We start from the raw sequence: 13,178 nt of genomic DNA, 5'->3' as shown, positions 1-13,178 counted from the left end.
TAAATCCTCGCTAAGAAGGCAAAAGTAAAGATGTAGCCAAAACATTAATGTTCTGGTGTGGGTAAGGAGCGAGGAGAGTGAAAAATGAATGCCCGAAAAGATGAGAAAAGCCATTGGTGTGATTCTCCTTGTTTCTTTAATAAGTACAGGGTTTATGAGCATAGTGAAGGAATATATCAGCATTCCAACAACTGTCGCAGTATTTGAACACGAGAAGCATTCGATTGATACATCCATTGAAGCGTCAGCCAATGCTTCTTCACCAGCCTTTAGTCTTTCAGAGAAAAAGAATCAACTTGAAGTAACGGGACAAAAGGCGGGAAAAGCCGAAATTGTTTATGATTTTAAAGGATTTCCTATTAAGAAAACAAAAGTCGATGTTCTTCCCGAATTAAAAGTCATTCCTGGAGGACAATCCATTGGCGTCAAACTCCACTCTGTCGGAGTTCTCGTTGTCGGTTTTCATCAAATCACAACAGCAGACGGCAAAAAATCACCAGGTGAAGCTGCAGGCATTCAATCAGGGGATATGATCATTGAGATCAATGGTCACAAAATGGAGAAGATGAATGACCTCACCCCATTTATTCAGAAAGCCGGAAAAACGGGGGAAACCCTTCATTTACTCATAAAAAGAGACCATAAAACCTTTCAAACGACATTAACACCCGCGAAAGATGCAAGTGAAGGTACTTATCGAATCGGTCTTTATATTCGTGATTCCGCAGCAGGAATCGGGACGATGACCTTCTTTGAACCATCTTCTAAAAAATATGGCGCCCTTGGGCATGTGATTTCTGACATGGATACAAAAAAACCAATCGTGGTCGACAATGGTGAAATTGTCAGATCAACTGTCACATCCATTGAAAAAGGGACAGGAGGCAACCCTGGAGAAAAATTGGCCAGGTTTTCTTCCGAAAGAAAAACGATAGGTGATATTTCACGTAACAGTCCATTCGGTATATTTGGTACGTTAACCGAAAAACTTGAAAATCATGTAGCAGACAAACCACTTCCAGTCGCATTATCAAGTGAAGTAAAAGAAGGTCCAGCCGAAATATTAACGGTCGTGGACCATGATAAAGTAGAGAAATTTGATATTAAAATCGTCAGCACAACACCACAAAAATTCCCGGCAACAAAAGGAATGGTGCTTAAAGTAACAGATGAACGCTTATTAAGCAAAACGGGCGGGATCGTTCAAGGAATGAGCGGTAGTCCGATCATCCAAAATGGCAAAGTCATTGGAGCGGTCACTCACGTGTTCGTCAATGACCCGACAAGCGGATACGGCGTACACATTGAATGGATGCTGTCAGAAGCAGGAATTGATCTTTATCAAAAAAACAAAAAAGCAAGCTGATGAAAAACTGCCGCGAATCTTCCGGCAGTTTTTTTCTACCCTTTCTTTCTCTTCCATCATGTTATAAAATAAGGAAAAAGAGATTTTTCGACAAAATGGAAAACAGTGTGTTGTCAAATTGCAATAATCGTCGATTCATTAAGAAAAACGTAGAAAAAGCTAGATAATGCTCTATTATTCGGAAAATTAAACTTTTTTAAAGGGGATAGCATGGTTTTGTCGAATTGAACACTCAGAAGAGAAATGCAAAAGACTAAGGAATCGACATTGGGGAGGAAAGAACGTGGAGAAAATTAAAGTGTGTGTAGCTGATGACAATCGAGAACTTGTTGGCCTTTTGACAGAGTATATTGAGGGACAGGAAGATATGGAAGTACTTGGCGTGGCGTATAATGGTCAGGAATGTCTGACATTATTTAAAGATAAAGAGCCCGACGTTCTCCTCTTAGATATTATCATGCCTCATTTAGACGGTCTTGCTGTACTGGAACGCCTCCGTGAAAACAATGAAATGACTAAACAGCCAAGTGTCATTATGCTGACGGCTTTCGGACAAGAAGACGTAACGAAAAAAGCAGTCGATTTGGGCGCATCCTATTTCATTTTGAAACCATTCGATATGGAAAACCTCGTAGGTCATATTCGTCAAGTCAGTGGAAACGGCACACAAGTCAGCCATCGATCTTCATCTATCCAAAACAGTGTCCTTCGCAGCAAACCTGAACCGAAACGTAAGAACTTAGATGCGAGCATTACGACGATTATTCATGAGATTGGCGTGCCAGCTCATATTAAAGGTTATTTATACTTAAGAGAAGCCATTTCGATGGTGTACAATGATATTGAACTACTCGGCAGTATTACAAAAGTATTGTACCCAGACATTGCAAAGAAATTTAACACGACAGCCAGCAGGGTAGAACGAGCGATTCGTCATGCCATTGAAGTGGCTTGGAGCAGAGGGAATATTGACTCCATTTCGTCACTCTTTGGCTACACAGTCAGCATGTCAAAAGCCAAACCGACCAATTCCGAATTTATTGCCATGGTGGCTGATCGACTGCGTTTAGAGCATAGAGCAAGCTAAGTCACCTTCCATAAAAAAACGTTTCTTCAATGAGGCGTTTTTTTATTTTCGTAAAATATTGCTAAAAAATGGTTATGTTGATAAAATCATCTTTAATGTTTAAATTGGACAAACGGGCTGCTTTATTTTCAGAATAAAATGAAAAATAAAGCATGAAAGAAATGAATAGGACATAAAATATTGGTAATCAGCTACGCTAATCAATTGGCTTATAGAAGAAGAAAACGCTCATTCGTAAGAAAAAGGATGAGAGGAAAAGGTCTTATGTAATTAGTAAATAAAGTAAATGAGATCGAAAGTTCTATTTCTATTGACCCGATTGGTTGGCGTTTTAAAGTCACTGGCTTCTTAGAGATTGTGCCATTTGAACTGAATATTCCCATTGTCGAATTTAATAATTTTCACATTCTTTTACTATGCTATAATAATGAAAAGAAGAGGGTGAGGTTATGGGAAAGCTGAAAATCCACTCTGCTGAGGTTGCGAACGAAATTAGCAAGTGGACGAGGGTCATTTCTCAGAATGACCTAGAAAAATCTGCTGTCTATAAAGAGAAAATTCAGAATTTGCTAAAAAATACAGATGAGGATCGAGAAGTTCTTCTTTATTATCAACTAGTCGACGGCAGACATGAAATGTTACTTGGAAATATTGAAAAAGCCAATCAGATTATGAAAAGTGTCGGAACGCTGGATGAAAAAGCAGATGACATTATTAATTTTTATTTTTACTTTTATAAAGGCCAATATGCTGCCTATGTCAAAAAATATGATGAGGCGATTAGTTTTTATAAGATTGCTGAGCAGCGGCTAAAACGTGTGAATGAAGATCTTGAAGTCGGAACTTTTCATCATAAAGTCGCTTCCATTTATTACGAACTGAAGCAAAATTTCATTTCCATTAATCATATTAAAAAAGCCATTGATACGTTTAAAGCGCATGAAGAATATACCGCACAGGCGATTGACAGCTTAATTTTACATGCGAGCAACTGTATTGATTTACTACAGTTTGATGAAGCTGAGGAAAAGTACCAAGAGGCACTTGAGAAAAGTAAGCGCATTAACAATGAAGTGCTGATTGGGAAGTGCTATCACAATTTAGCGGTTCTTTATTACGAAAAACCTGATTATGAAAAAAGTGCGCAATACGCCAAAAAAGGGATGAGCATTCAAATTCATCGCGACAATAGCCATTATTTCATCCAATCTTTATATGTTCTCGCAAATGCCTTAGTTCATTTAGGAGATCATGAGGCGAAAGAATATATTAAAGAGGGGATTCAATATAGCTGCGATATCCAAAATAATGAATATATAGTAAAATTTGAAATTTTGGATTTGATGTGCGAAAATAGTGGAGCAGCAGACGTATTCTCTGAAAAATTAGACTACATAGAAAAAAATAGATTATATGTGGAGCTTGAGGATTTGTCTGAACAAATATCGAAATACTTCAAGGAACGAAATGATTATCAAAATGCCATTCGTTTTCTTGAAAAGAAATTCGATGCGCAAATACTTCAAAAGAAAGTGGAGGTTATCTTATGAAAAAGTTGTTGTTAGGTGTAACAATCGTTACAGCAGTCGCAGTTGTTTCTTCCCTTTTTGCTCTTGACGCAGAGACGACAGAGCAAGCCATCAGAGCGATTACGTGATCGAATTTACCTGTCAACCTCTTCTCTTTTATTAGAAGAGGTTTTTTTATGTGCTCAAACTGGCAAAACGAAAAAAGACACGTCATAATATAGGTAATCATCATATTTAGAGGTGGCATATGACGAAAATTTTTGCACATAGAGGCTTTAAAGGAAACTATCCAGAGAACACCATGATTGCCTTTGAGCACGCACTCCATTCTGGAGCGGATGGAATTGAGCTTGATGTTCAGCTCACCAAAGACGGCAGGCTGGCTGTCATTCACGATGAAAAGCTGAACCGAACGACCAATATGAAAGGGTTAGTGAAAGACTATACATATGAAGAGTTAAAAAGAGGAGATGCCAGTCATTCTTTCTATGAAGAAACGGGTGCGGTCTCCATTCCTCTTTTAGAAGAAGTATTAGAGCTAGTGACGCAGAGATCATCCTTTATGATCAACATTGAATTAAAAAACTCTATTTATCGATATCCAGGGATTGAAGAAAAAGTAAAAGAGCAAATTGAGCACTTTCAAATAGAGGATCGAGTACTTGTCTCATCATTTCATCACGGCAGTTTAGCTCTTTTTCACAAGCTGATGCCGCACATTGAACTGGCGGTCCTCACGATGGATGTGATTCATCAGCCGGACATGTATTTAAAAACAATCCCGGCTAAGGGCTACCATCCGAATATAAAGGGCGCTGGGGTGACAAAAGAAGCTGTATCCGCTCTCCATGCGGACCAACAAGTGATCAGACCGTTTACTGTAAACAGTGAGAAGCAAATAAAAAATATGTTGAGATTGGGTGTTGATGGAATCTTTACTGATTTTCCTGATCGAGCCGTCAAAATAAGAGAAGAAATGAAATAAAGACCCGCTATCAACAGCGGGTCTTTTTCATGATTACCTTTGCTTAAAACGAGTTGTTACTTTATTTCGTTTACGGTCTCTATATAAAATAAATCCTGCAACAACATAAAGACCTCCCCCTAAAAATAACAACCCTGCAATTCCTTGCAGCCATAAATATGGAAATGGTGCAATGATGATGCCGAAAACAGTGTCCCGCAGCAGCTTAATGCCAAGTGCTGCAAAGGCTCCAGGTATTAAAATAATCACTAATGCCAGTATTCTCCCCATCAAATGTCCCCTTAAACGTCATTTACTTCCATTGTCTAATTCAAAAAATATTTTGTCAAGAAAGGAAAACGTGGTAATATAGGTGTTGTGCAATTTTTTGCAACGGAAAAATATGGTGTGCAAAATTTTTCATATAAAGGGGTAACGGGATGCAGAGAGTCTTGATTGTCGGTGCAGAACAAGGTGGATCAGCACTGCTTGAAACATTGCTGAAAACAAATACGGTTCAAATCATTGCGATCGCCGACCTTGATCTCGAGGCGCCGGGGATGGATGAAGCGAAAAAGAATGGAATTGAGACGACGACGGATTGGAAAGAATACATAAAAGATGACATTGATATCATCATTGAAACCACAGGCAGTTCTGCTGTACTGAAAGAATTAATTGAACAAAAACCAGAGCATGCTGTGATTGTGCCAAGCTCGATGGCATACGTCATGTCAGAATTAATGGCAGAGAAACAACAGCTTATTCAAATATTGAAGGAACAAACCTATAAACATGACCGCATTTTTAATGCAACGAACGATGGCATGATTTTTATTAATATGGATGAAGAAGTGGTCCTGTTTAATCGATCGGCTGCCAAAATGGTGGGGTGTTCGCAAAAGGATGCGATTGGCCGTCACATTCGAGAAGTGATTCCGAACACGAAACTTCCCGATATATTAAGGTCAAGGGAGCCGGAATTTAACCAAAAACAATTTTTGAATCAGCAAATTCAAATTGTGACCACCCGTCTGCCGATTATTGATGACGCGGGGAGAATGTTAGGTGCTTTATCGATCTTTAAAGACATAACAGATGCGGTGGAGCTTGCGGAGGAAGTAACAAACCTCAAAGAAGTAAGAACGATGCTTGAGGCGATTATTCAATCATCAGATGAAGCCATATCGGTTGTCGATGAGCAGGGGAAAGGTATTTTGATCAACCGTGCTTATACGAAAATGACCGGTTTAACGGATAAAGAGGTCGTGGGGAAACCAGCAGGAGCTGATATTTCCGAAGGGGAAAGCATGCACTTAAAGGTGCTTGAAACAAGAAGACCTGTTCGAGGCGTCAGAATGAAGGTTGGTCCAAATAAAAAAGATGTCATCGTCAATGTAGCACCTGTTATTGTGGACGGCATTCTAAAAGGCAGTGTCGGGGTCATTCACGATGTATCCGAAATTCAATCATTGACGAATGAATTAAATAAAGCAAGGCAGCTCATCCGAACACTTGAAGCAAAGTACACATTTGAAGACATTATTGGAGAAAGTGAACAAATGCTTGTCGCACTTGAGCAGGCAAAGCTGGGTGCAAAAACGCCGGCAACCATTTTACTCCGTGGAGAATCAGGTACTGGGAAAGAGCTGTTTGCACATGCCATTCACAATGAAAGTGATCGCAAGTACAACCGCTTTGTCCGTGTCAACTGTGCTGCCTTATCAGAAACTCTTTTAGAGTCAGAACTGTTTGGCTACGAGGAAGGAGCGTTTTCTGGTGCAAGGCGAGGCGGGAAAAAAGGGCTGTTTGAAGAAGCCAATCAAGGCAGCATCTTTTTAGATGAAATCGGTGAAATGACGCCAAGTACACAAGCGAAATTGCTACGTGTCATGCAAGAAAAAGAAATTGTACGGGTAGGCGGAACGAAAGCGATACCGGTCGATGTGCGTGTGATCACAGCGACAAATGTCAATATTGAAAAGGCGATGGCAGAAGGGAAGTTCAGAGAGGATTTATATTATCGAATGAACAGATACCCGATATCGATTCCACCACTCAGACAGCGTCTCGAAGATATTGAATCATTAAGTAAACGCCTCATCCAAAAGATCAATTTAGACTATGGGCGAAACGTCAGCGGCTTAACAGATCGTGCGCTTCATAGACTTCGATCATATAGCTGGCCAGGCAACGTGAGAGAGCTTGAAAATGTGCTTGGACGAGCGATGATCTTTTTGAATCCGCAAGAAGAATGGATCGATGAAGCGCATATCGCCTTTATGGAGTCAGACGAGCATGAGGAAAAAGAGCAGCAGGAACTGGCTGTTAGTCAATTTGAGGGGGAGACGCTCTCGAATGCTGTAGAAGCATTTGAAGCGCAGCTGATCAAACAAACCCTTGAAAAACACCAATTCAATCGCACAAAAACAGCGAAAACATTAGGGATCAGCATTCGAAATCTTTACTATAAAATGGATAAGTATCAGCTTGCAAAAGATAGCATGCAGTAACATGCACGTAACCTGCAAAAAATTGCATGATTTCTTTGCGAAAAGGTTTATTTTTCACACATTTCAAGCTGGCACGGAACTTGCATATAAAAAGAGGAACCGAGCACAAGGAAAGGTGGGCAAGTATGAAGCTTGACGATCTGATTATCAAAGCCTCGCAGCTGCAGAATAAAACAGCGGCTGTGGCTCATGCAGAAGACGAAGAAGTGCTTCATGCCATCAAAATGGCAATCGAACGAAAAGTCGCTCGCTTCCTGCTGGTTGGAAACAAACGCAACCTAAAGGAGCTAGTCAAACAGCATGAGATTAATGAAGACTGGATAGATATTATTCATTCAGATTCACCCGAAGAATCTGCCAAAATTGCCGTTCAGGCAGTAAGTGAAAATCATGCAGATATTCTCATGAAGGGGCATGTCCCGACAGCCGTACTGTTAAAAGCTGTCCTAAATAAAGAATATGGGCTTCGGACAGCGAGTGTCCTTTCACATGTTGCAGCCTTCGAAGTACCGGGCTTTGACCGTTTTATCTATGTGACGGACTCTGCGATGAACATTGCGCCTGATTTAAATATGCTGAAAGAAATTACGGTGAATTCCGTTCAAGTCGCACAAGCTGTCGGAAATGATATGCCCAAAGTGGCGGTATTATCAGCGGTAGAAGTCGTAAACCCAGCGATGGATTCGACGCTCACAGCTGCAAGTCTTGCGCAAATGAATCGAAGAGGTCAAATTTCTGGCTGCCTGATTGATGGGCCGCTTGCTTTAGATAATGCCATTTCTCAAACGGCAGCTTCTCATAAAAATATTACGAGTGATGTGGCTGGTCATGCTGATATTTTGCTTGTGCCGACCATTGAAGCAGGCAACATTCTTTATAAATCTCTCATCTACTTTGCTCATGCAAAAGTGGGAGCTGTGGTGGCAGGAGCGAAAGCACCGATTGCTTTAACAAGCCGGTCTGATTCAGCTGAAAGCAAGCTCTATTCAATTGCACTTGCCATCTGTACATCAAATTAAGTGAAAGTATTAGGAGGAATAGAAAATGGAACTTTTTAAATATATGGAACGATACGATTATGAACAGCTTGTATTTTGTCAGGATGAACAGTCTGGTTTAAAAGCCATCATTGCCATTCATGATACAACACTTGGGCCAGCACTCGGCGGAACAAGAATGTGGACATATGAAAATGAAGAAGCAGCGATCGAAGATGCCTTGCGTCTTGCAAGAGGTATGACTTATAAAAATGCGGCGGCAGGGCTTAACCTTGGCGGCGGTAAAACGGTCATCATTGGTGATCCGAGAAAAGACAAGAATGAAGAAATGTTCCGTGCTTTTGGCCGTTACATTCAAGGATTAAATGGCCGTTATATCACCGCTGAAGATGTCGGTACAACGGTAGAAGATATGGATCTTATCCATGAAGAAACAGACTTTGTCACAGGCATCTCTCCTGCATTTGGTTCTTCAGGAAACCCATCTCCAGTGACTGCTTACGGTGTATATAAAGGGATGAAAGCAGCTGCAAAAGCAGCATTCGGTACAGATTCATTAGAAGGAAAAACAATTGCCGTTCAAGGTGTTGGAAACGTGGCTTACAACCTATGTAAACACCTGCATGAAGAAGGCGCACAGCTTATCGTCACTGATATCAACAAAGACTCAGTTCAGCGAGCTGTAGAAGACTTCGGTGCAAAAGCGGTAGACCCTGATGATATTTATGATCAAGAATGTGATATTTACGCGCCATGTGCACTCGGTGCAACCATTAACGATGTGACGATTCCTAAATTAAAGGCAAAAGTCATTGCAGGTGCAGCGAATAACCAGCTGAGAGAAACACATCATGGAGATCTTATTCATGAAATGGGCATTGTGTACGCACCGGATTATGTGATCAATGCAGGCGGTGTGATTAACGTTGCAGATGAGCTTTATGGCTATAATGCCGATCGTGCAATGAAAAAAGTAGAAGGCATTTACCAAAACATTGAGCGAGTGATTGAAATTTCTAACCGTGATGCCATTCCAACTTATAAAGCGGCAGACCGATTGGCTGAAGAGCGAATTGAAAGAATGCGCAAATCAAGAAGCCAATTCCTGCAAAATGGTCAACATATTTTAAGTCGTCGCTAGATGAATGAGTTGAAACGGAGGTTTTGTTTTTGCTGACAAAAGAATGGCGTATTCTCACGATTAATCCTGGCTCTACCTCAACAAAAATCGGTGTGTTTCATAATGAACGATCTATTTTTGAAACGACATTAAGACATACAGATGAGGAAATCAAGCAGTTTCCTCATATCATTGATCAATTTTCATTCCGTAAAGAAACCATTTTAAAAACACTGCATGAACAGGGGATGAACATCTCAAAGTTTGATGCAGTTTGCGCACGCGGTGGTCTGCTTCGCCCGATTGAAGGTGGCACATATGAAGTAAATGAGCAAATGGTTGAAGATCTAAAAGAAGGGTATGCTGGCCAGCACGCCTCTAATCTAGGCGGAATCATTGCCCGAGAAATTGCACTTGGTCTTAACATCCCAGCTTTTATTGTTGATCCCGTAGTCGTAGATGAACTACAGCCAATTGCTCGTATTTCAGGACTGCCAACAATTGAGCGGAAAAGCATTTTTCATGCGTTAAATCAAAAAGCAGTCGCAAGAAAAACGGCTGCTTCGTTTGGAAAACGTTATGAAGATTTGAACATGATCATTACCCATATGGGCGGCGGAATTACGATTGGTGTACATCAAAAAGGAAAAGTCATTGATGTGAATAACGGTCTTCATGGTGAGGGTCCTTTCAGCCCAGAGCGGGCAGGTACTCTCCCAACAGGTGACCTTGTCAATTTATGCTTTTCTGGTGAATATTCGCAAGAGGAAATGCTCAAACGCATTATTGGCGAAGGCGGTCTTGCGGGCTATCTTGGCACGACAGATGCAGTAAAAGTAGAGCGAATGATTGAAGCAGGCGATGAGCGTGCGGCGCTTATTTATGAAGCGATGTGCTATCAAATTGCCAAAGAAATTGGTGCGGCTAGTGCGGTCTTAAAAGGAGCTGTTGACGTCATAGTGTTAACAGGTGGCCTTGCATACAGCAAACAAATTACGTCAAGCATTAGAGGATACATTGACTGGATTTCAGATGTTGTTGTGTACCCAGGTGAAAATGAATTGCAATCCTTAGCAGAAGGGGCGCTTCGCATTTTAAAAGAAGAAGAATCACCAAAAGAATACCCAAATGATCAAAAGGCGGAGAAAGGAGTGACAAGTCATGGCAACTGAATATGACCTCGTCATTCTTGGTGGAGGCACAGGCGGCTATGTAGCGGCCATTCGTGCCTCTCAACTTGGATTGAAAACAGCAGTCGTAGAAAAATCAAAGCTCGGTGGAACATGTCTTCATAAAGGCTGTATTCCATCTAAAGCGCTGCTTAGAAGTGCAGAAGTCTATCAAACGGTCAAACGTGCCGCTGATTTTGGCGTTGAAGCAAGCGGAATTGCCTTACAATTTGCAAGCGTACAAAAAAGAAAAACAGAGATTGTCGACAAATTAGCAGGCGGCGTCAAACATTTAATGAAACAAGGGAAAATTGATGTATACGAAGGAATAGGCCGTATCCTAGGCCCTTCGATTTTTTCGCCAATGCCAGGCACCATCTCGGTAGAAATGGCGAATGGCGATGAAAATGAAATGCTGATTCCAAAGCAGGTCATCATTGCGACTGGATCAAGACCGCGCGTCCTGCCCGGACTTGAAGCGGATGGAACACACATCCTTACATCAGACGAAGCACTTGAACTGCAAGAACTCCCTCAGTCCATGCTGATTGTCGGCGGAGGCGTGATTGGAATCGAATGGGCTTCTATGCTCAATGATTTTGGCGTAAAAGTCACAGTGATCGAATTTGCAGATCGCATTTTACCAACAGAGGATCAAGACATTTCTAAAGAAATGGAAAAGCTTTTGACGAAGAAAGGGATTACCTTAGTGACAAATGCGAAGGTTCTGCCAGATACTGCCGAAAAGCACGAGAATCTCGTCAAGATCCAAGTGGAACAAGGTGGAGACACTCAGTCGTTTGAAGCAGAGAAACTGCTTCTTTCAGTTGGCCGAGTGCCAAACGTGGAAGGCATAGGTCTTGAAAACACGGACATTCAGACAGAAAAGCAAGGCATTGTCGTGAATGAGCATTATCAAACGAAAGAGTCGCATATTTACGCAATAGGTGATGTCATTGGCGGTCTTCAGCTGGCGCATGTCGCATCACATGAAGGCATGATTGCAGTAGAACATATGGCTGGTCAAGATCCAAAGCCGCTTGATGAAACGCTCGTGTCTAAGTGTGTTTACTCTCACCCAGAAACCGCTAGTGTTGGGCTGACCGAACAGGCGGCAAAAGAGCAAGGCTACGAAGTCAAGATTGGGAAGTTTCCCTTCATGGCGATTGGAAAAGCGCTTGTATTTGGAGAGTCTGATGGATTTGTCAAAATCATTGCTGACCAAAAGACAGATGATATCTTAGGGATTCATATGATTGGTCCTCATGTAACAGATATGATATCTGAAGCTGGATTAGCTAAAGTACTAGATGCAACTCCGTGGGAAGTGGGGCAGACGATCCACCCGCATCCAACCTTGTCAGAGGCAATTGGCGAGGCAGCACTGGCTGTTGACGGAAAGGCGATCCATTTTTAATCAAGGAGGGAAACATGATGAGTAACATGCGTCATCAGGAATTAGGATTATCAGATGAACAAGCGATTGACATATATAGAACCATGCTTTTAGCAAGAAAAATTGATGAACGGATGTGGCTTTTAAACCGTTCTGGAAAAATTCCATTCGTCATCTCTTGTCAAGGACAGGAAGCGCAGCAAGTCGGTGCCGCTTTTGCCCTCAATAGGGAAGAGGATTACGTTTTACCTTATTACCGTGATATGGGGGTTGTCCTTGCATTCGGGATGACGGCGAAAGATTTAATGATGTCTGGTTTTGCGAAAAAAGACGATCCAAACTCAGGCGGGAGACAGATGCCAGGTCATTTTGGGCAAAGATCAAACCGAATTGTGACTGGATCATCACCTGTGACAACACAGGTTCCTCATGCGGTTGGCATCGCACTTGCCGGGCGTCTAGAGCAAAAGAATTTTGTTAGCTTTGTCACGTTCGGTGAAGGCTCTTCAAACCAAGGAGACTTTCACGAGGGCGCCAACTTTGCTGCGGTGCATAAGCTGCCTGTTATTTTCATGTGTGAAAACAATAAGTATGCGATTTCTGTCCCGTATGACAAACAAGTGGCATGTGAGCGTATTTCAGATCGTGCAATAGGGTACGGAATGCCGGGTGTGACGGTTGATGGAAATGATCCGCTTGAAGTGTATGCAGCGGTCAAAGAAGCGAGAGACCGTGCGGCAAGAGGCGAAGGCCCAACATTGATCGAAACCATTTCTTACCGGTTAACTGCGCATTCAAGTGATGACGATGATTCTAGCTATCGAGAAAAAGAAGAAGTGCTCGAAGCAAGAAAGAAAGATCCGCTCATTCAATATGAAACGTACTTAATCGAAGGAAATGTCATGACTTCTGAAATGAAAGAAGAGATGACAAAAGAAATCATGCAAATCGTAAACGAAGCCACTGATGAAGCGGAAAACGCAGCTTATGCCGATGCAGAAAGCGCACTTCGTTACGTGTATGCGGAGTAAGGGGG

11 protein-coding genes are annotated in these 13,178 nt (G+C 41.7%); 10 read left to right on the top strand and 1 reads right to left on the bottom strand.

What is annotated here, in order from left to right; translation table 11 throughout:
- Positions 1–88: 88 nt before the first annotated feature.
- The 4 genes from spoIVB (at position 89) to FXF70_RS06630 (ending at position 4,967) form a co-directional block, all read left to right on the top strand.
- Positions 89–1,366, top strand: coding sequence for a SpoIVB peptidase (spoIVB, locus tag FXF70_RS06645; protein ID WP_148780022.1), 1,278 nt, complete (start codon positions 89–91; stop codon positions 1,364–1,366).
- Between the two features lie 283 nt (positions 1,367–1,649).
- On the top strand, positions 1,650–2,453 hold the full coding sequence (gene spo0A / locus FXF70_RS06640; protein WP_008342226.1) for a sporulation transcription factor Spo0A: 804 nt from the start codon (positions 1,650–1,652) through the stop codon (positions 2,451–2,453).
- A 449-nt stretch (positions 2,454–2,902) separates the two neighbouring features.
- Positions 2,903–4,003, top strand: a complete 1,101-nt coding sequence (locus FXF70_RS06635) for a Rap family tetratricopeptide repeat protein (RefSeq protein WP_148780021.1) — start codon at positions 2,903–2,905, stop codon at positions 4,001–4,003.
- A 226-nt stretch (positions 4,004–4,229) separates the two neighbouring features.
- Positions 4,230–4,967 carry a glycerophosphodiester phosphodiesterase gene (locus tag FXF70_RS06630; protein ID WP_148780020.1) on the top strand — a complete coding sequence of 246 codons (738 nt, stop codon included), beginning with the start codon at positions 4,230–4,232 and terminating at the stop codon, positions 4,965–4,967.
- A 33-nt stretch (positions 4,968–5,000) separates the two neighbouring features.
- Here FXF70_RS06630 and FXF70_RS06625 read toward each other — a convergent pair whose 3' ends face one another.
- A complete protein-coding gene (locus FXF70_RS06625) occupies positions 5,001–5,237 on the bottom strand; it encodes a DUF2627 domain-containing protein (protein WP_017357960.1) in 237 nt (78 codons plus the stop codon).
- A 149-nt stretch (positions 5,238–5,386) separates the two neighbouring features.
- Between FXF70_RS06625 and FXF70_RS06620 the strand changes: the two genes are divergently transcribed.
- The 6 genes from FXF70_RS06620 to FXF70_RS06595 all read left to right on the top strand — a co-directional run bounded on the left by FXF70_RS06620 (position 5,387) and on the right by FXF70_RS06595 (position 13,173).
- Complete coding sequence (locus FXF70_RS06620) at positions 5,387–7,459, top strand: sigma-54 interaction domain-containing protein (RefSeq protein ID WP_148780019.1); 2,073 nt, start codon at positions 5,387–5,389, stop codon at positions 7,457–7,459.
- A gap of 125 nt (positions 7,460–7,584) precedes the next feature.
- Positions 7,585–8,478 carry a phosphate butyryltransferase gene (gene yqiS, locus FXF70_RS06615; protein ID WP_008342231.1) on the top strand — a complete coding sequence of 298 codons (894 nt, stop codon included), beginning with the start codon at positions 7,585–7,587 and terminating at the stop codon, positions 8,476–8,478.
- A gap of 25 nt (positions 8,479–8,503) precedes the next feature.
- Positions 8,504–9,598 (top strand): branched-chain amino acid dehydrogenase, encoded by a 1,095-nt coding sequence (gene bcd, locus FXF70_RS06610; RefSeq protein ID WP_007501155.1) that lies wholly within the window; start codon positions 8,504–8,506, stop codon positions 9,596–9,598.
- Between the two features lie 29 nt (positions 9,599–9,627).
- Positions 9,628–10,749, top strand: coding sequence for a butyrate kinase (buk, locus tag FXF70_RS06605; RefSeq protein WP_017357958.1), 1,122 nt, complete (start codon positions 9,628–9,630; stop codon positions 10,747–10,749).
- The gene (gene lpdA / locus FXF70_RS06600; protein WP_008342233.1) at positions 10,739–12,163 is read left to right on the top strand and encodes a dihydrolipoyl dehydrogenase; all 1,425 of its coding nucleotides are present in this window, start codon (positions 10,739–10,741) and stop codon (positions 12,161–12,163) included. The genes buk and lpdA overlap by 11 nt, the downstream gene beginning before the upstream one ends.
- A 17-nt stretch (positions 12,164–12,180) precedes the next feature.
- Positions 12,181–13,173, top strand: coding sequence for a thiamine pyrophosphate-dependent dehydrogenase E1 component subunit alpha (locus FXF70_RS06595; RefSeq protein WP_017367570.1), 993 nt, complete (start codon positions 12,181–12,183; stop codon positions 13,171–13,173).
- Positions 13,174–13,178: the final 5 nt, after the last annotated feature.

This window comes from Bacillus sp. Y3, assembly GCF_008123875.1.
In the GTDB taxonomy this organism is placed as follows: domain Bacteria; phylum Bacillota; class Bacilli; order Bacillales; family Bacillaceae; genus Bacillus; species Bacillus altitudinis.
Note: the sequence above shows the minus strand (reverse complement) of the source record. Positions and strands in the feature narration are given on the sequence as shown.